This is a genomic window from Paraclostridium tenue, from assembly GCF_039521565.1.
Classification (GTDB): Bacteria; Bacillota; Clostridia; order Peptostreptococcales; family Peptostreptococcaceae; genus Paraclostridium; species Paraclostridium tenue.
Window position 1 is genome coordinate 51,649 of record NZ_BAAACP010000011.1, and the last position, 20,452, is coordinate 72,100.

A 20,452-nucleotide genomic window follows, 5' to 3' on the forward strand; every position below is an offset into this window, starting at 1 on the left:
TGTATCAAAATTTGAAAATATTAAAATTGAGAATAATTAGAATATATAGAATATGCTCTGATATTATGGTAAAATATGTAATAAAAGGGTTAAGGCAGATTATTTATAAGTGGGTAAGAAGGGAATAGAAATGATATCTATATACAATAAAGTTAGTGACTATATAATAGTGTTAAATCGTATGGGGGAAATAATTTTTTGTAATGAAAGCTTTTTAAAGCGATTAAATTATAATCATGAAGAAATATTAAACTTAAATATAGGTAAAATAATAAGCAAAAATAATAATATTAATAAAGAGCTAAAAGAATTTGGAGAAATAAATAAAACTTTAGAATTTTATTCAAAGTCAAATGAACTAGTCAAAATCAATTCAAGTATAATCATAGAAAACTTTAACAGTAATAAAAGTATTTTTATTATAGGTAAAGAAGTACAGTCAAAACAATATACGATGGAAATATTAGAGGATCTTTTAGATAATATTAATGTTTGTGCATTTGTTAAAGATGCTGATGGAAAGTATTTATACGTAAATAAGCCTTTTACTGAAATGCTAGACAAAAAAAGAGAAGATATTATTGGAAGTTATAGCAGTGATAATTGGGAATATAATACTTATAATGAATTTGAAAAAAATAATAGAGAAGTTTTTGAAAGTAAAAGTCCAAAGATATTTAATGAGAAATTGGTATATGATGATAATATTCATTGGTATGAAAGCTACAAAGCTCCAATATTTGATGAAAATAAAAAACCTAAATATATTGTAGCAAAATCTAAAAATATTGATTTATCAAAAATCACAGCAGAAGAGTTATATAAAAACTATAATAGAGTAACAATTGAAAATGACTTTAGTTGCAGTAGTAACAAGAGTGTGGATTTAAATGAAATATTAAAAAATATTGGAGAACATATACTTGATTATACAAAAGCAGATGGTATTTCTATGTTACTTTATGATAGTGATAAAGAAGGTTTAATACCTTCCATAAAATTAAAAAATTCTAATACACATCTTGAAAATGTAGAATTTATTCCACTAAAAAAATTCGATGTATATTTAGATAAATATAAAAGTTATTTTAACTGTATATTTAAAAAAGATAAAATAGATAATTTATCAAGCATAGATTATATATGTATAGATGAATTGGATTATTGTGGTAATTATATAATAGATTTATATGATGAATTTATTGGAATGATATGTTTAAGTTATAGTAAGGGGAATGCTCCTAAATTTAATAGCGACGAGTATATGAAATATATATGTAATAAAATAGCGATGATAATTAACAATATCAGACTTTCAAATGAGGTATCTATTGAAAATAAAAAGCGTAAACATACAGAAAAAGAGTTAGAAAGATATTTAAATATTTCAGTTGATTTAGTATCTATAGTAGGAAAGGATAAACATTTTAAAAGATTAAGTCCTAATTGGTGTGATGTTTTAGGATGGACAGAAGAAGAATTATTATCAATGTCAATTGTAGATATTATTCACCCTAAAGATTTAGAAAACTTTAGAAAGAAAAATAAATTAGATGCTAGAGAATGTAAAATTACTAGAAATATTATTCGATACAGGCATAAGAATGGAAAATATATTTATCTTGAATGGAGTAGTGAATATATAGGGGATGAAGAAATATATGTTACAACGGCAAGAGATATTACAAGAAATCTAGAAATAGAAAAAGAAAAAAGAACGTTAGAAGAAGCGGTCAAGGTAGAAGTTGTAAAAAATGAATTCTTTTCAAATATATCTCATGAATTTAGAACGCCAATAAATATTATACTGGGGACTATGCAAGTGATTAATAAAAATATAGAGAAAAATAATATACAAATAAATGATTTAAAGAAACATACTAACTATATAAAACAAAACTCATACAGATTATTAAAGTTAGTAAATAATCTAATAGATATAAGCAAAATGGATATAGGAATGTATGAGCTTAGATGTTCTAATCAAAATATTATAAATATTATTGAAGATATAACACTATCTGTAGCAGATTATACAAAAAATAATAAAATAAATCTTATATTTGATACAAATGATGAAGAAGTTATTACATATTGTGATCCAGATAAAATAGAAAGAATAATGTTAAATCTTTTGTCTAATGCGATAAAATATACACCAGAGAATGGTTTTATAAAAGTTAAAATTAGCTCTACACAAGATGAAATAATAGTTTCTGTAAAAGACAGTGGAGTAGGGATACCAAAGGATAAACTAGATGTTATATTTGATAGATTTGGGCAAGTAGATGATTCGCTTAATAGAAAATGTGAAGGTAGTGGCATTGGACTATCACTAGTGAAAAACTTAGTAGAAATGCATGGGGGAGAAATATATGTAAATAGTGAAGTTAATAAAGGCTCAGAATTTGTATTTAGTATTCCAATTAAGATAAAAAAAGAAGATAATGTATATGATATTGATAGAAAATTTAAGCATGTAGAACGATGTGATATAGAATTTTCAGATATATATAGTATATAAACTCAAACTCTTACGTATTAGAAAATTAATTTGTCCAATATTTTTATGTAATTATATGCCATAAAAAGTGTATAATGAAAATATACAATTTTTAACAATTGTATTATATTTTTCAAAAATACATATAAAAGGAGAAGTCAGGTGGCAGATTTAAGTTTAAATAAGAGTTTTACATTTTATGATGAAGTAGAAGTTCCAGAAACTATAGTTCCATTTATTTCATCAAATGAGAAGATATGTTTTGCGGTAAAAACATTAAGAGACGTAGCAGTATTCACAGATAAAAGAATATTAGTAGTAGACAAGCAAGGTATATCAGGAAAGAAAAAAGAATACTATACAATACCATTTAAAAATATAGTAACTTATGCAATAGAAACAGCAGGTAAATTTGATTTAGATTCAGAAATAAAGTTAGTTCTATCAGGAGGATTATGCATAGAGCTTAACTTTATAAAAGATGATGATATGGATGAGCTACTTTTTAAAGTATATAACTTAATCAACAAATATATAATTGGATAAAAAAATGGAACGCCATTAATTTGCGTTCCTTTCTTATGCATTGATTTCATAGATTTAGAATTATATAAAAAACTAAAGATAAATTAAGGGAGATATATAAATTTCAATTATTATAAGGGGTAAATTTATGAGAGAATATATAATAACTAATAAACTAGAACAATTTATAGAAAACTACCAACAAATAAAAGAGGTTAAAGGCGCATGGAGTATGGGGATGATACAATATAGCTGTGCTTTATCTCTAACAATTAAAAATCAACATGCAAATAAAGAAAAGATAGAAGAAAATCTAAAAATAATAAAAGACAACACAGGAATTTTTTAAAACTTTAGGGGTTATAGCATATACTATACAGCTACATTATTATCAACTAAAACTAATGCTGAAAATGATTTTAGAGAAATCTTAGATATATATAAACAATTAAAAGGAAAGAGTTTTTGGAATGATACTTATCTACCATTTGTAGCAATAATATTATATGAAAATAAAAATAAAATAGATATAGATACCTGTATGGATAACATGAAGTATGTATATGAGTTTATGAAAAAGCATCATCCATTTTTAACTTCAAGTGATGATTATTGTAGAATAGCACTTATAGCTATAAACTCAAAAGATATAGACAAAGATTTACAGTACATAGAAAAGTGTTATGAAAATCTTAAATCAAATGGATTTTATCCATCAAATAATCTTCAAGCCTTATCTCATATAATGTGTTTTGATAAATATAGAAATGATGAAAGCATAGATAAAATTATAAGACTTAAAGACTTAATGGCTAAAGAAAATTGCAAGCTAGATAGCTACGGATATCCTTTAATAGGAGCTATATCATTATTAGATTGCAATGAAGATACATTAGTAAGTCAAATAAAGAGAGTATCAGATAGTCTAAAGGAAGTAAAAGGGTTTGGTAATTGGACATTAGGAAAAAATAATAGAAATATGATAAGCTCGGCTATAGTAGCATCGGCTTATGCAGATTCTTTAAAAGAAGAAAGTAACGTAGATACTATAAGTAATAATATATTTTTAGATATAATTATAGCAATAGAAATAGCTTGTATGGTTGCAACTATGGCTGCGGTTTCAGCAACAGCTGTATCAAATAGCTAATTGACGTAATTATATATAAGAAAAACACCCCTAAGAGTTATAGTCTAACACAAGGGGTGTTTTTTCAAATATATATTCATCAACAATTTCATTATTCTCTAAATCAACAAGCATTACAGAAACTAAAATATTTAAATTAACAGGGTTTTTCTTTATAAATTTTTTAAAAGCATCTTCATTATTAGTAGCAATAGTAAATTTAGAAATATTAAACTCATCATAACAAGCTAGATATCCATAAACATCCATTAAATAACGATTAGCCATAGCTCCTATATTTTCATGGATAGGAATAAATCTAATCCTCCAAATATAATTATCTTTAGTAGCTATAATATTACCTAAAAAAGTTTTCTTAGATAATTTCATATTAAATCCTTCTTTAAGAATTCTAGGAGTTATAATACTAATAAATCTATCTTCACATTGTTCTTTATAAATATTGAAATTTGTTTTATCTATAAGATTGGCGTTATAAAAGGAAGGCTCAAGATTTAAATAACAAGACTTTTCTAAAAGATCATTAAAATCTACTTCAAGTACGAAAGCTAAAGCTCTTAAAACTTCTTCAGATGGTTTTTTTCTTTCGCCCGATTCAATCCTACTTATTTCAGCATTACTAACACCAGATTTTTCAGCCAAAGCCCTTTGAGACAATTTACGCTCAAGCCTTAAAGTTTTTAAGTATTCTCCTATCATATATCAAACCCTCATTTCTAAAATACATAAATAAGTAATTACGTATTAATATATAAAAATTACTGATATCAGTAATTGTATTATACCTAAAGTGGTGATTATATTCAACGATTTGACAAAAAAAGGTATTCCTATTGACTGAATAATCACCAAGATGATAATATAATGTTACCAACTGGTAACAAAAATTAATAAACTTGTTTAATAAAAAATCAGTAAAGAAACTAATTAAGGAGATAGGGGAAATGGAGTTAAACGTTGAGTATTTTAGGGAAGTATTAATTAGAAAGGATATCACAAATAGGGAATTTGCAAGGATGGCTGGAATTTGCCACACTAGTGTTACTAAAATATTAAATAAAAATATGAAAGCAGGAATGAAAACTTGTAAAGCCATAAGGGGAGCTTTAAAAGATGAACCTATAAATAAATTATTCATATAAAGTGTTACCATAGGTAACAAAAAGTTAAAAGGGGGATAAAATATGAAATTTATTACTAAAGTGGTAACAGGGGAAGTAAGATTTAATTATGTAAATACAACTGAAGCTAGAGTAAACGATTTAGACTCAGAGCCAAAGTTTGGTTTAACTATACTTATACCAAAAGAAAATAGTGAAACTATGGGAAAAATTTATACAGGTATGTCTAATGCTACAAAAAATGGACTTAATATATGGGGTGGACAAGTTCCAGAGGATTTAATAACTTGTTTAAAAGATGGAGATCTACTAGACAGACCAGAATACAAAAATCACTTCTATATAAATACTAATTCTAAATACAAACCTCAAGTAGTTAATCGAGAATTAAAAGAAATTATAAATCCAGAAGAACTATATAGCGGCTGCTATGGAAGAGTAAGTATAAACTTTTATCCATATAACCACCTAGAAAGTGGTAATTGTGGTATTGCTGCTGGACTTTTAAATATCCAAAAGCTAAGAGATGGGCAAAGAATAAGTAACAGAAGTAGTGCAGCAGATGATTTTGACATAGTAGAAGATGATGGGATTTTAATATAATGACAACTATATCAATTGACATAGAAACTTATTCAAAAATAGACCTTACCAAAAGTGGGGTCTATAAATATATTGAAGAAGACTTTGAAATACTACTTATTGCTTATGCTTATAATGATGAAGAAGTTCAAATTATAGATTTAAAAAATGGAGAAAAAATACCACCACAATTTAAAAAAGATTTATTTGATGAAAATATAATAAAAACAGCTTTTAATGCTAACTTTGAAAGAGTATGTTTATCTAAGTATTTCAACAAAAATTTAAGCTCTAAAATGTTTAGATGCACACAAGTTCACGCTCTATATCTAGGACTACCACATGGACTTGATAATGTGGCCAAAACTTTAAGACTAAAAGAACAAAAACTAGAAGAAGGTAAAAACTTAATAAGATTTTTTATGAAAAAAGACAATCTAGATTTAATAAACTCAAAAGAAAACAGTAAAGAAAAGTTAGAAGTGCTTAAAAAATACGAAGAGTTTAAAAAGTACTGTATAAATGATGTAGTGGTTGAAAGAAGTATAAGAAAAGTTTTAGAAAAAATTAAAATTCCAGAAATAGAAAATAAGCTTTGGCAACTAGATCAAGAAATAAATAATAGAGGAGTATTAGTAGATAAAAACTTATTAGAAAATGCTTGTATATATGATAATGAGTTTAAAGAAGCTTTGATAAAAAAACTTAAAAACATAACCAAAGTAGAAAATCCAAATAGTAATAATCAAATAAAGTTATATCTTAAAAGTTTAGGACTAGAAGTTATTTCCCTTAATAAAGAAAGTGTAGAAAAACTATTAAAAAGTGAAGAAGTATTAAATAATCCTAAGTTTGAAGAAATAAAAGAAGTTTTAAACTTAAGAAGCAAACTAAATAAAACTTCTACTAAAAAATATGAAGCAATGAAAAGATGTGTTTGTAGTGATGGACGTATAAGAGGATTATTTCAATTTTATGGAGCAAACAGAACTGGACGATGGGCAGGAAGATTGGTACAAGTTCAAAATCTTCCGCAAAATAAGCTAAGTAATTTAGAAGAAGTAAGAAGTATTATAAGTAATAATTATAAAAGTGAATTGCCTAGTAGATATAAATATAATAAATATAATGAAGACATTTCAAATATACTATCTCAATTAATAAGAACAACTTTTATACCAAAGAAAAATCATAGATTTATAATAGCAGACTTTAGTGCAATAGAAGCAAGAATAATAGCTTATCTTTCAAATGAAAAATGGAGACTAGATGTATTTAACACTCATGGAAAGATTTATGAAGCTAGTGCATCTAAAATGTTTAATGTAGATATTAATAAAATAACCAAAGAAAGTGAACTAAGACAAAAAGGTAAAATTGCAGAATTAGCTTTGGGGTATCAAGGTGGAGTAGGAGCACTTGTTAGCATGGGTGCTTATAATATGAATTTGTGTGAAGAAGACCTGATAGAAATTGTAAAAGCTTTTAGAAATTCTAATATAAATATTGTTAAGTTATGGCAAAAAGTAGAAAGAGATTTTATAAAAGCTGTTAAAGATAAAACTGTTGTAAATATAGATAAAAATATAAGTTTTATATATGAGGGAAATATACTTTTTATAAAACTACCATCAGGAAGAAGACTTTCTTATATAAGACCAAGGGTAGACTTTAACAATTCTTTTAACAAATACGTTATAACTTACGAAGGATTAGATTCTGTAAGTAAAAAACAAAAAAGGTTAACTACCTATGGAGGAAAGTTGGTAGAAAATATTGTACAAGCAATAGCTAGGGATATTTTAGGATATGCAATGCTTAATATAAAATCTAGGGGCTTTGATATTGTAATGCATGTACATGATGAGATTGTAGTTGAAGTAGAAAATAAAGTTTCATGTGTAGAAGAAATTTGTGAAATAATGTGTGAAGAAAATCCATATTTAAAAGACTTAACTTTAAGGGCAGATGGATTTGAAAGTATGTATTATAAAAAGTAATTAAGTATGATGGGGGATAATATGAAGCATGACAAGATTATAAATATAGCTATAGGAAGAAGTAGAAAAGAAATTAATTATGTTAATAAAAGTGTTAGATATTCAGATTTTATAAATTATAATTTAAGAAATACTACATATACAAGTGAGACTTTTAAAGAGTATATGAACTTTTCAAAAGACATACAAGATAATATAAAAGATGTTGGTGGGTTTGTAGGTGGAGTTTTAAAAAACGGAAAAAGAAGAAAAGACACTGTTATAAGTAGAAGTCTTGTAACTTTGGATGCAGATTTTGCTTATGAAAATATGATAGAGGATATTGAAAAAAATTGTGACTTTGGGATGTGTATATATACAACTCATAAGCATAATAAAGAAAATCCAAGGTTTAGGATAGTTATTCCTTTAAGTAAAGAAGTAGATTCTATACAGTATGAAGCTATAGCTAGAAAGATAGCTTTTGATATAGGTATAGACTATTTTGATGATACTACCTATTCTCCTTCTAGACTTATGTATTTTCCATCTACCAGTAAAGATGGTGAATATATTTTTAAAATTATAGATAAAAAGTGGCTCAATCCAAAAGATATATTAAATACTTATGAAAATTATAAAGATGAAAGTTTGTGGCCTGTTTCTTCAAGAACAAAGCCAAAGATTATTAACTATAATTCTAACAAACCTAAGGAAAATCCTAGATTAAAAGAAGGCATTATAGGAGCTTTTTGCAGAGTTTATAATGTCTTTGATGTTATTGAAAAGTTTTTAAGTCATATTTATAAAAAAGGTGATAGTGAGTATAGATACACTTATATAAATGGAAGCAGTTCTAATGGTTTGATTATATATGAAAATGGGGATTTTGCATATTCTCATCATAGTACAGATGTATGCTTAGATAAACTTTGTAATTCATTTGATTTATTAAGATTACATAAGTTTTCAAGCTTAGATGAAAAAGTAAGTGCTGATACTCCTATTAACAAACTACCTTCTTATATAAAGATGATTGAGTTTATAAGTCAAGATGAAAAAGTTATGTTAGAACTTGGAAATAGTAAACTAAAAAAAGCTAAAGAGGATTTTAGTGAATTTTATAATATACAAGAAACTAATATAAATAAAAATTATGAAAACAATTGGGTTACAAAGCTTGAAGTAGATAAAAAAGGTATGTATAAAGCCAGTAATAAAAATATAGTTACTATATTAGAAAATGATGTTAATTTAAAAGGAAAGATTGCTTATAACTTATTCTCAAACAGAACTATGGTTAAAGGTGATTTGCCTTGGCGTGAAATTATTGATAAGGAAAATGGAGATGTTTGGCAAGATAGTGATGATGCAAATCTTAGAGTTTATATAGATATCGCTTATGGTATAGTTGCTCCATACAAGATTAATGATGGAGTAGCTATTATAGAAAAGAAAAATCAATATCACCCAATAAGGGATTATTTAAATTCTAATACATGGGATAAAGTTAGTAGAGTAGATAGTTTAATGATTGATTATTTAGGTGCAGATGATAGTAAATACACAAGAAATGTAACTAGAAAAATGCTTGTTGCAGCAGTTGCTCGTGTTTTTAATCCGGGTGTTAAGTTTGATTATATGTTGGTTTTGGTTGGAAAACAGGGTATAGGAAAAAGTCATATTATAAGCTTGTTAGGGAAAATGTGGTATTCAGATTCTTTAAATACTGTTTATGGAAAAGAGGCTTATGAACAGTTACAAAATGCGTGGATAGTGGAAATGGCAGAGCTTTCGGCTACTAAAAAAGCTGAGGCAGAAGCAGTTAAGCACTTTATATCAAAAACTGAAGATAGTTATAGGCAAGCTTATGGAAGAAGGGTTGAAACTTTTAAAAGACAGTGTGTGTTTTTTGGTACTACTAATGAAAGTGAGTTTTTAAAAGATAGAACTGGTAATAGAAGATATTGGCCTTTGGTGGTTGGAAGAAATAAAGTTGTAAAAAATTTGTTTAAAGATTTAACTAAATATGAACTAGACCAAATTTGGGCAGAGGCTTTGTATTTATATAGATGTGGTGAAAAGTTGATTTTGGATGTAGATGTTCAAAAAGAAGCTACTTTAAAACAAGAACAACATTTAGAAAGTAATAGCAAGGAAGGTATGATAAGAGAGTTTTTAGATATGAAGCTTCCTAAAAATTGGGACAAGATGGATATTTATGAAAGAAGGATATATATAGGTGAAAATGATACTTTGAGAAAAGAAGGATGTGTAGTTCGTGAGAAGGTTTGTAGTGCCGAGATTTGGGTTGAGTTGTTTGGTGGTGATATGAAGATGTTTTATGGAAGTAATGCTAGAGAGATTAATGATATTTTGAGAAAGATTGAAGGATGGAGTGCTTTGAGAAATGGAGAAGGAAAGCTTAGGTTTGGGAAAAATTATGGAGTTCAAAGGGCTTTTGTAAGAGATAAGTAGATGTTACCATAGTATTTTTTAGTGTTGACGAAAGCTATAATTTGACATCACAAAACTTAGATGTAGGCGTTAACGAATATTTAGGACAACACTTAAGGTAACACCTTTAGGGAACGGTTAAATATAGTTTTATCAATACTTATAATATGATGTAGTCTAATTATACAAATATTTATAAAGAGTAGTTGAGTAGGTAAAATAATTAAAAAAATTATCTAATACATAAATAAGTTATAGAAAAATTTATTTGACAACAATAAAAGGGCTATATCGAGATAGCCCTTGGATAAAACTATGCAGTTATTAAGTCGAATTCTTCTGTATCTGTCACTATTACTTTCGCATCTACAGTAGCAACTAATTCAGATCCATATGGAGCGAATATGTTTTTTTCAACTATTAAGTTCATAGCATCTACTATTTCTGCTTCAGTTATGTTTTCTTTTGGATCATCTATTGATATAGATATTTTTCTACCTACACCAGTTAAGAAGGTCATTACTAATCTTTTTTTAGTTTCCATTTATTTTCACCTACCTTTCAAAATTTTAGGATACGCTAGTTTAATATAGTGTTATCTACTTTTAAGATTTCAAGAACGTCGTGGTTTTGTAATCCTATTAATGCGTTTGCTACATCAAGTATGTCTTGAGAAGTAGCAGTATCTGCTACGTTTGAGAATGTACGAGATTTAACTATTGTTTTACCGTCGTCATTTAGTCCACAGTCAAATTTTATTTTTAAAACTGATGGATTTTTAGTTTCACTAACTGCCATTTTTGTTCTCCTTTCTTTAAAGATATGGGGGTATCTTTAAGTTTTATTTGAAGTGTTAGCTTCTAATTTAATTATAGGGGGAAGTTGTTTTTTTCTATATTAAAGAAGTTTAGAAAAAATTTTTTAGGAGGGTGAGTTTATGGAGGATAAGATTTTAGAGTTTGTTAAGGTTGATGATGTTCCAGAGGGGTGTAGAGATTTGGTTGAGGTTTTTGGGATGGAGGTTTTTATTAGTTTGATTGAGTTTTGTGGTGGGAGTACGGTTTATTTGCCTAGTAAGGGGTCTGTTGTGAAAAAGGCTAGAAATAGGATTATTAAGGAGGAGTTTGATGGGGGGAATTTTAGGGAACTTTCTAGTAAGTTTGGGATTAGTGATATGCAGGTTAGAAAGATTGTTAGGTAAGTTTTAGTTTGTTTCGTGGGGGTGTTTGAGGTTATATAGCATCTTCCTGCACTGTAAAGCCTAAAGAGCAGGCTTTAACGTTTCGTCAGATTGCTATATAACCTCAAGCTTTTTCTTCTAAAAAACATTATATTTGGAAAATTAGATTCACAGAATAAAAAATTTTTAGTAGAATTAAAGTTATAGGTGAGTAGCGAATATTAGGGAAATAAGTTGATAGAAAAAATAAATATATTATAATATAGAGGAGATATGGATAGTTTTATGAATAGTAATAATGAATTGTTTATAACAGACATATTACCATGTTGTAATGGAAATGAATATTATAAAGGTAGGTATAATATTTTTAATAATAAAGATAAAGGAAAGAAGTGTAGTGACTGTGAATATATACAAGCAATAGAATTTATAATGTCAGAATTAAATGATTATGAATTAAATAAATGTTGTGATTTAGAAGATAGTAGTAAGAAAAATCCTGATATGCTATTTACTAATAAGTTTGATGATAGAGATAATGTTGTTATGGAGTTAAAAAGAATAAAGAATATAAATAGTAATAATATTAATTACTCAGATATAATTACAGCTAGAAAGAAAAATATTGAGAAGTTTTCTACTGATATATATTCAATGATTGGATTAAAGTATAAAGAGCTAAACATAGATATAGATAAATTCTTTGATATAATTATTAATTCGATTACTGTTGGAATATATAATAGTGTAAGGGAGATTAGATATAACCCCATATATAATAAAATTGGATTGTATTACAAAGGTAGTAGAACAAAAAAAAGAGATGAGTTTATTAAAAGTATCTCAAAAGAGATTTTAGACTTTATATTATCAAATGCAAAAATTGTTTCAGATAATAAAAAGATATTGAAAGAGTATGAGTTCCAAGTTGAAGATATTGGATTTTTTATCTCACTAAATAATCAGGAAGGTTTTCAAGTAACATATACTTATAGAGATGAGATTTCTTCAGGAATGTATTTTCCGAGAGAACATATCAAGCTAAAAATAAATGAGTTTTACAATGAATGTAGAGAAAAATTTATTAATTATCATGACCATAAAAAAGTATTATTGATTAGAAATGAGACACATTTTGATAGAGATAATATAATAGATGCAATTAATAAAATTGATAGACCTGATATAATAGATGAAATATGGATAGAATTTATTGAGTATATAGATGATTTAGAAGAGGTAGCTATAGGAAAGAAATATATGAAGTTGAATTAACTAGAAAAACTTCACGTAGATTTGATAGGGAGAAGCATATCTGTGAATAAGTAAAATGAATAGAGAAAAATAGAAATATGATAATAAAGAAAGATAGTGAATTTTTAAATTAAGTTTTACTATCTTTTTTTATATATTTTCAATTAACGAATAAGTTTTTATATAACACAAATAAAATTAAATAAATTATTATGAGTAAGATAAGGATTAAATTACAAAATTTGTAGTATAATGAATGTGAAAATTTTAATTAATGAGGATAATTATTTTTTGATTTTAGCATGGAGATTATGGCTATAATTCGGTAAGTTATATCTAAAATAGAAGTTAAAAAATTAACACCTACTTTATGAGTTCCGAATAGATCATAGCTATACGACAAAATAAATTTAGATAGGGGGTGGAAAGATATCATTACAAGCAACAAATGCAAGAATTGACTACCAATGTAGAATTAGTGCTTTAAATATAAAATTATGGAGCGGCAATATCATTTAATTTTGATATTGCCCTTTTTTAATATATACATAAAAATATGGTATAATATGGAAATAAAGAGGATACAACACAAGAGATATAATAAAGGAGTATAAATTTATGAATCTAGAAAAAGAATTCTCAGGAATAATAAACATACAACCATCAAATAGTACAAGAAGCTTATATATACATCAAAAAGATGCAATAAAAGCACTTAATGAAGGTAGCAAAAAAGATATATATAAGTCATTACTAGTAATACCTACAGGTGGGGGGAAAACATTTACTAGCGTGTATTGGGTATTAAATCAAATTATAGATAAAAATAAAAAAGTATTATGGTTAGCTCATAGACACGAATTACTAAATCAAACAATTAAAACTGCTATGGACTCAGCACACAAAGACATACTCCCGAATAGAGATAATTTTAAATTTAGAATAATATCAGGTGTACATGACAGACCAGTAAATATAGATAAAAATGATGATTTTATAGTAGCTAGTAAAGATAGCTTAAACAATGGAAAAGAATATTTAAAAAAATGGGTAGAAGAAAATAGAGATAATATATGTTTAATAATAGATGAAGCACACCATGCAGTAGCTAAGTCATATAGAAACATAATAAACATATTAGAAAACACATGTAAAAAAGATTTAAAAATAATAGGTTTAACAGCAACACCTATGAGAACGGATGAAAAAGAAAAAGGGCTACTAGGGAAAATTTTCTCAGACAATATATGTTACAGTGTGGATTTAAACACTTTAATAAATAAAGGAATTTTATCACAACCTGTACTTAGATCATTTGATACAAAAGTAGAGTTAGAAAATGAATTGACTAAAGCTGATATAAGAGCTATAAAAATGTCTTCAAATTTACCAGAAAATATAGCTAAACAAATAGCTTTAAATAAAAAAAGAAATAATTTTATAGTTAATTCCTACATAGAACATAAAGATGAATTTGGAAAATGTTTAGTTTTTGCAGTTAATATAGATCATGCATTAGTATTAAATGCACTATTTAACGAAAACAACATAAAAAGTGATTATGTAGTATCTTCAGTAAGAGATATGTACTCAGGTGTAGCAATTAGCAATGAAGAAAATGCAAGAAAAATACAAGATTTTAAGACTGGGAAATTAGATGTACTTATAAATGTAAATATACTAACAGAAGGTACAGATATACCAAGTGTTCAAAGTGTATTTTTAACAAGACCTACAACATCAGCTATACTTATGAATCAAATGATAGGAAGAGGACTAAGAGGTGTAAGTGCTGGAGGAACAGAAAAAGCATATATAGTAAGTTTTATAGATGATTGGAAAGGGAAAATAAATTGGATAAGCCCGAATAATATAATTATAAGTGGTGGGTTCAAAGATCAACCAAGAAGAAAGACTGACAAACTAGAAAATACATTAATACCAATAAAATTAATAGAAGAATTTGCAAAATTTATGAATGGAGATGTTACAAGTGTATCATTAAATTATATGGATATTGTTCCTATAGGTTCATATAACTTTACATTATTTAATGAAGAAAATGAAACAGAAGAAATTTGCGAAGTGCTAGTTTTTGAACCTTTAAAAGAGCCTTTTGAACAATTGATGAATAATATGAACTCAATATTTAGGAAATATGATGTTGAAGTTAGAGGAGATGCTCCAACTGAAGAAGATTTAGAAAAAATGTATAACTATATTTTAAACAATGAGTTTGAAGGTTATGATTTAGACATAGGATTTAATGAAAGTGATATAAAAGATATATTTAGATATTACGATTTAACAGAAGAAACGCCTCTATTTATTCCTTTTGAAGGAAGGGAAAAATATGATGTATCAGTATTAGCAAAAGAAATAGTAGATAATGATTTTGGACCAAGAAAACAAAATGATTATCTAAAGGAAAAATGGGAAGATGAACAAGCTGGATGGAAGATTTATTTTAATAACAATAAACATATTTTTATAAATGAGGTTAGTAGAGCTGTATATAATGAATTAAATAAAGGTGAAATTAATTCTCCAAGCGTAGAGTATGAAAAAGTAGAGTATCAAAAATTATCTATGAGCCAAATATATAAAAAAGATATAGCTTATTGGAGAAAATTAAGTGATGCAGTTTATAAAAAGTATCAAGATGAAGAGGGATACTATAAAAGTGCAACTGGAAGTTATAAAAGTAAAAGTAAGAAGTATTTCCAAATAGATCATATAAAACCCATGTCTAAAGGAGGATTAACAGTATTAGAAAATCTTCAACTACTTACTAGATGGGAAAATTATAACAAAGGTGATAAGTTTGATGAAGATATAAAAACTTTAGATATAGATTACATAGAAGAAGCTATGATTGAAAGTTATGAGGATGGAAATATAGCAAAAGCAAAAGAACTTTCAGATATGGTATTAGAAAGGGATAGTAAAAGTGTAGCTGGATTAAATATAAAATCAGCTATGGAGTTTGATAGAGAAAATTATAATGGAGCAATATCTTATGCAAACAAAGTATTAGCAATGTATGATAGACATGAATATGCATTATCTATAAAGGCATTAGCTAGATTTAATAATGGAAAATATAAATTATGTTTAGAAACTTTAAATGAAATGATAGACATAGATGATAAAGATACATGGACTTTATTATTTATAGGTGATTGCTATAAAGAACTTAAAGAGTGGGATAATGCATTAGAAGCTTACAATAAAGTTATTGATATAGAAAATAATAATAGAGATGCTAATTTTAATATTGCTTATATATATGATAGAAGAAGAAAATATGATTTAGCTATAGAGTATTATAATAAAGTTTTAAACGAAAATGATAAAGATGATAAAGCTTTAAACAATAAAGGCTATATACTATATAAATCAAAAAAATATGATGAAGCTATAAAGTGTTATGATAAAGCAATTGAAATTAATGCAGATAAAAAATATATAAGAAATAAAAAAGAAGCAGTTAAAAAACTAGAAGAGTTAAAAGCATTTAATATATAAGAAGTAAAAAAATAAAATTAAAAAATAAATCAATTTTATAATATTGAAAAGTTTAATAAATTTATATATGCTTTTAGAGCTATATTTTATTAATTATAAATTAAATGGGAGAATTGTTAATATGAGCAGTAGTTTTAAAAAACCTATAACAATTAAAGAAGCTATAGATAATATTCATTCTCGTGAATATTTATTACCAGCTATTCAGAGAAAGTTTACATGGACAAGTACACAAATAGAAATGTTATTTGATAGTATATTGAGAGGATACCCAATAAATTCTTTTATGTTTTGGAGTGTAGAATCTGAAGAAATAAAATGTAATTATAAATTTTATGAATTTCTAAATAAGTATAGAGAATTTTTTCATGAAAATAATATTGATATAGATACAGCAGGAATAAATAATTTTAAAGCTGTAATTGATGGACAACAAAGATTAACTAGTTTATACATAGGACTACATGGCTCATATGCATATAAGATGCCACGAAAATGGTGGAAAGATGATGAAGATAGTTTACCAACAAGAAAATTATATTTGAATATAGGTAAGTTAGTTAATCAAGAATATGACACTCAAAAGTTGTATGATTTTAGATTTTTGTCAGAAAGAGATTTAGATAAATATTCAAATGATAAAAATTATATATGGTTTGAAGTAAGAACAATATTAAGGTTAAATAGTAAGGAAAAAGTAGAAGAATATATTAAAAATCAGAACTTACAAGAGAATGCTTATGCATATGATGTATTATTTAATTTGTTTAGAAAAATTCATGAAGATAAATTAATAAACTATTATTTAGAAGAAGAACAAGAACCAGATAAAGTACTTGAAATTTTTATAAGAACAAATAGCGGAGGAACCCCACTACATTTTTCTGATTTACTTATGTCTATTGCATCGGCAAATTGGAAGAAAATTGATGCAAGAAAAGAAATTGATGACTTGGTTACAAAGGTAAACTCAATAGGAAGACCTGGATTTATTATAAATAAAGATTTTATATTAAAAACATGTTTAGTTTTGTTTACAAAAGACATTAGATTTCAATTGAAAAATTTTGGACATGATAATGTTAAAATATTTGAAGATAATTGGTTTGAGATAAAAAATAGTATTATATCAGCTTTTGAACTTGTTGAGAGAATAGGTTTCAACGATAAAACATTTAGAGCTAAAAATGCGGCTATACCAATAATATATTATATTTATTATAATAATCTTTCATCAAAGATAACGAGTGCTACATATGATAAAGAAGATAAGAGTAATATAAGAAAATGGCTAAACCTTACTTTTATAAAATCTATATTTGGGGGTCAACCAGATAGAGTTTTAGTTACTATAAGAAGAATTTTAGAGAAAAATTTAGGAAACAAGTTTCCGCTAGAAGAAATTATAGATAAATTTAAAAATGATCCTTCAAAAAATTATTCTATGGAGGATGATTTGATAGAAGGATTATTAAATTCTCAATATGAAAGCAATGAGACTTTTTACATACTATCATTGCTATATCCTAATTTAGATTATTATAATCAAGATTTTCATAAGGATCATATGCATCCAGCATCTGTATTTAATAATGAAAATAAATTGAAAAAAATTATACCTAGTAATTCATTAGAATTTGCAAGAGATAAAAATAACTGGAATAGCATATTAAATTTACAACTTATCAATGGAAGATTAAATGAATCTAAGCAAGATAAAAGCTTAAAGCAGTGGGCATTAGAAAATAATATTTTAAATGAAGACTTATATGTAGACTCCGAAATTGAGCTTGATATAGAGTATTTTGAAAAATTTATTAGAAATAGAAAAGAAAAATTAAAAAATAAAATAAGGTCTTTAGTATAAATAAAATAGTATCTTATTTATACAATTAAGAGAATACATATTTAACTGCAGATATTATTTCCACAATTCATCTTAAACATTCAAACTCTCGAAAAGAGGATAAAAAAACTACTAAATTATAATTTAGTAGTTTTTTTGTGTTAATCTCCCTTACGTTTAAAATAGACGCAGGGGGATTAAAATTTATTTTTTATAAAGAAGTTTCTTTTAAAACTAAACCTTCATTTCTCTCAAGTAGATGTCTAATAGACCATTCGTTTTGTAATAACAATACTGGATTGCTATTTTTATCTTCAACTAGTAATGTATCCATTGTCATTGAAAGCTTACCAAATTTAGAAAGATCATTTTCAATCCAACGTACATAACGGTAAGGTAGTGGGTTCATTAGTATATCAACATTATATTCCTGTTTTAGACGATACTCTAAAACTTCGAACTGAAGAACTCCAACTACTCCTATAATAAGTTCTTCCATACCACCATTAGGTTGTCTATAAACCTGAATCGCACCTTCTTCTGATAATTGTGTAATACCCTTTACGAATTGTTTTCTTTTAAGGGCATTCTTTGTAGATACTCTCATAAAGTGTTCAGGAGCAAATTGTGGTATATTAGTGTATTGTAAATTTGATTGTTTTTCACTTAATGTATCACCAATATTAAATATTCCTGGGTCATGTATACCTATAATGTCCCCTGGGTAAGCTGAATCTATTATAACACGGTCTTGTGCCACAAACTGTTGAGGTTGTGAAAGTTTGACCTTTTTGTTTCTTTGTACATGAGTTACTGTCATACCTTTTTCAAATTTACCAGAGCAAATTCTAAGGAATGCAATTCTATCTCTATGATTTTTATCCATATTAGCTTGAATTTTAAATATAAATCCTGAGAAATTATTAGTGTTAGGATCAATATCGCCTAAATTACTGCTACGAGGACTTGGTGGTGATGTTATTTCTAGGAATGATTCTAAAAATGGCTCTACACCAAAGTTAGTAAGGGCACTTCCAAAGAATACAGGCGTCAATTCACCATTTAATATTGCATCTAAATCAAAATTATCTCCAGCAATATCTAAAAGTTCAATATCATTTAGTAGTTGTTCATGAAGAGCATCACCTAATAAAGTATTAAATTTTTCATCAGACACCTCTCCAGTTATAGACTTAGCAATATCTTGTCCATGGTTACCATCATCAAATACTTCAATTTGATTTTTATGACGGTTAAACACACCTTTGAACTCTTTACCAGAACCAATTGGCCAGTTTACTGGACAAGAGCGAATTCCTAGAACATTTTCAATATCCTCAAGTAGTTCAAAAGGATCCTTTCCTTTACGGTCCATTTTATTGATAAAAGTGAAAATTGGTATTCCTCTCATTTTACAAACTTGGAATAATTTCTTAGTTTGATCCTCAACACCTTTAGCAGAGTCAATAACCATTACTGCACTGTCTGCTGCCATAAGAGTTCTATAAGTGTCCTCACTGAAATCTTGATGCCCTGGAGTATCAAGAATATTTATACAAAAGTTATTATATTCAAATTGAAGAACACTTGAGGCAACAGATATACCTCTTTGCTTTTCAATTTCCATCCAGTCAGATACTGCATGTTTTTGAGATCTTCTTGATTTAACCGAACCTGCTTCACGAATGGCACCTCCATACAATAGAAACTTTTCAGTTAATGTAGTTTTTCCTGCATCGGGATGGGAAATGATTGCAAAGGTTCTTCTTCTTTTAATCTCATCAGTCAAGCTTAAATTTTGTTCTGTCATTTTTTATCATCCTTTATTTTAATTTTATTATTATATAAATTATATTGATTAATAGTTTTAAAATGAACTTAATTTTCTATGTACTATAAAAAAAACTACAATCCTATTGATATTATAACTTTATTGCAAGACTGTCAATATAGAAACAAGCAATAGATTTCTTAAGTGTCTTGGATTAGCACTTTAAACTTTAATTTATAGTTGTGTTTTGTTAATATAGATGTATACAAGATTAAAGGAGATAGATTATGGAGTATACTAAAGCGCAGTTAGATGAGATTAAGGTTAAGATAATAGAGATATTAGATGAAAATGGAGAAATGAGATTTGGAAAGTTAGCAAAAATTATTATACATTCAGGTATGGCTGAGTCTAGTTTTATAGTACAAAAGATTTTAAAAAGAGGTTGTGTTGAGTATAAGGAGTTTGACGGAACTGAGTTGTTTGTAAGTTCTAGGACTGGATATTGGAAGTTGGTAGATTAATTTTTAGGGCACTGATTTTAAAGCTTAGA

Annotated in this window: 15 protein-coding genes and 1 pseudogene; 12 read left to right on the forward strand and 4 right to left on the reverse strand. The window is 26.7% G+C overall.

What is annotated here, in order from left to right; all coding sequences use genetic code 11:
- Positions 1-109: 109 nt before the first annotated feature.
- The 3 genes and pseudogenes from ABFX13_RS09755 (at position 110) to ABFX13_RS09765 (ending at position 4,178) form a co-directional block, all read left to right on the forward strand.
- Positions 110-2,524, forward strand: coding sequence for an ATP-binding protein (locus ABFX13_RS09755; protein WP_346045443.1), 2,415 nt, complete (start codon positions 110-112; stop codon positions 2,522-2,524).
- A 141-nt stretch (positions 2,525-2,665) separates the two neighbouring features.
- Complete coding sequence (locus tag ABFX13_RS09760) at positions 2,666-3,049, forward strand: PH domain-containing protein (RefSeq protein WP_346045445.1); 384 nt, start codon at positions 2,666-2,668, stop codon at positions 3,047-3,049.
- A 127-nt stretch (positions 3,050-3,176) separates the two neighbouring features.
- Positions 3,177-4,178 (forward strand): annotated as a pseudogene (locus ABFX13_RS09765) (DUF4003 family protein).
- A gap of 30 nt (positions 4,179-4,208) precedes the next feature.
- On the opposite strand, the gene ABFX13_RS09770 reads toward ABFX13_RS09765, so the two are convergent.
- Positions 4,209-4,877 carry a helix-turn-helix domain-containing protein gene (locus ABFX13_RS09770; RefSeq protein ID WP_346045447.1) on the reverse strand — a complete coding sequence of 223 codons (669 nt, stop codon included), beginning with the start codon at positions 4,875-4,877 and terminating at the stop codon, positions 4,209-4,211.
- 245 nt (positions 4,878-5,122) lie between these two features.
- On the opposite strand from ABFX13_RS09770, the gene ABFX13_RS09775 reads away from it, so the two are divergent.
- Genes ABFX13_RS09775 through ABFX13_RS09790 form a run of 4 tightly spaced genes read left to right on the forward strand, consistent with a single transcriptional unit; the run spans position 5,123 to position 10,338 of the window.
- The gene (locus ABFX13_RS09775; RefSeq protein WP_147544752.1) at positions 5,123-5,320 is read left to right on the forward strand and encodes an XRE family transcriptional regulator; all 198 of its coding nucleotides are present in this window, start codon (positions 5,123-5,125) and stop codon (positions 5,318-5,320) included.
- A 42-nt stretch (positions 5,321-5,362) separates the two neighbouring features.
- Positions 5,363-5,902: a DUF2815 family protein gene (locus ABFX13_RS09780; RefSeq protein WP_346045450.1), complete on the forward strand. Its 540-nt coding sequence runs from the start codon at positions 5,363-5,365 to the stop codon at positions 5,900-5,902.
- Positions 5,902-7,881, forward strand: coding sequence for a DNA polymerase (locus ABFX13_RS09785; protein ID WP_346045452.1), 1,980 nt, complete (start codon positions 5,902-5,904; stop codon positions 7,879-7,881). Before ABFX13_RS09780 ends, ABFX13_RS09785 begins: the two co-directional genes overlap by 1 nt.
- Positions 7,882-7,902: 21 nt before the next feature.
- Positions 7,903-10,338, forward strand: coding sequence for a virulence-associated E family protein (locus ABFX13_RS09790; RefSeq protein ID WP_346045454.1), 2,436 nt, complete (start codon positions 7,903-7,905; stop codon positions 10,336-10,338).
- 292 nt (positions 10,339-10,630) lie between these two features.
- Here ABFX13_RS09790 and ABFX13_RS09795 read toward each other — a convergent pair whose 3' ends face one another.
- Positions 10,631-10,861: a DUF2922 family protein gene (locus ABFX13_RS09795; RefSeq protein WP_195924188.1), complete on the reverse strand. Its 231-nt coding sequence runs from the start codon at positions 10,859-10,861 to the stop codon at positions 10,631-10,633.
- A gap of 35 nt (positions 10,862-10,896) precedes the next feature.
- The gene (locus tag ABFX13_RS09800) at positions 10,897-11,115 is read right to left on the reverse strand and encodes a DUF1659 domain-containing protein (RefSeq protein WP_346045456.1); all 219 of its coding nucleotides are present in this window, start codon (positions 11,113-11,115) and stop codon (positions 10,897-10,899) included.
- A 139-nt stretch (positions 11,116-11,254) separates the two neighbouring features.
- On the opposite strand from ABFX13_RS09800, the gene ABFX13_RS09805 reads away from it, so the two are divergent.
- The 4 genes from ABFX13_RS09805 (at position 11,255) to ABFX13_RS09820 (ending at position 18,149) form a co-directional block, all read left to right on the forward strand.
- Positions 11,255-11,518: a Mor transcription activator family protein gene (locus ABFX13_RS09805; protein ID WP_346045459.1), complete on the forward strand. Its 264-nt coding sequence runs from the start codon at positions 11,255-11,257 to the stop codon at positions 11,516-11,518.
- A 252-nt stretch (positions 11,519-11,770) separates the two neighbouring features.
- The gene (locus tag ABFX13_RS09810) at positions 11,771-12,775 is read left to right on the forward strand and encodes a 3'-5' exonuclease family protein (protein WP_346045461.1); all 1,005 of its coding nucleotides are present in this window, start codon (positions 11,771-11,773) and stop codon (positions 12,773-12,775) included.
- A 597-nt stretch (positions 12,776-13,372) separates the two neighbouring features.
- Positions 13,373-16,282, forward strand: a complete 2,910-nt coding sequence (locus ABFX13_RS09815; RefSeq protein ID WP_346045464.1) for a DEAD/DEAH box helicase family protein — start codon at positions 13,373-13,375, stop codon at positions 16,280-16,282.
- 121 nt (positions 16,283-16,403) lie between these two features.
- Positions 16,404-18,149: a DUF262 domain-containing protein gene (locus tag ABFX13_RS09820; protein WP_346045466.1), complete on the forward strand. Its 1,746-nt coding sequence runs from the start codon at positions 16,404-16,406 to the stop codon at positions 18,147-18,149.
- Between the two features lie 190 nt (positions 18,150-18,339).
- On the opposite strand, the gene ABFX13_RS09825 is transcribed toward ABFX13_RS09820, so the two are convergent.
- Positions 18,340-19,938 carry a peptide chain release factor 3 gene (locus ABFX13_RS09825; RefSeq protein WP_346045468.1) on the reverse strand — a complete coding sequence of 533 codons (1,599 nt, stop codon included), beginning with the start codon at positions 19,936-19,938 and terminating at the stop codon, positions 18,340-18,342.
- A 248-nt stretch (positions 19,939-20,186) separates the two neighbouring features.
- Here ABFX13_RS09825 and ABFX13_RS09830 point away from each other — a divergent pair, with 248 nt between their 5' ends.
- Entirely contained in the window at positions 20,187-20,423 is a 237-nt protein-coding gene (locus tag ABFX13_RS09830; RefSeq protein ID WP_346045470.1) for a hypothetical protein, read from the forward strand.
- Positions 20,424-20,452: the final 29 nt, after the last annotated feature.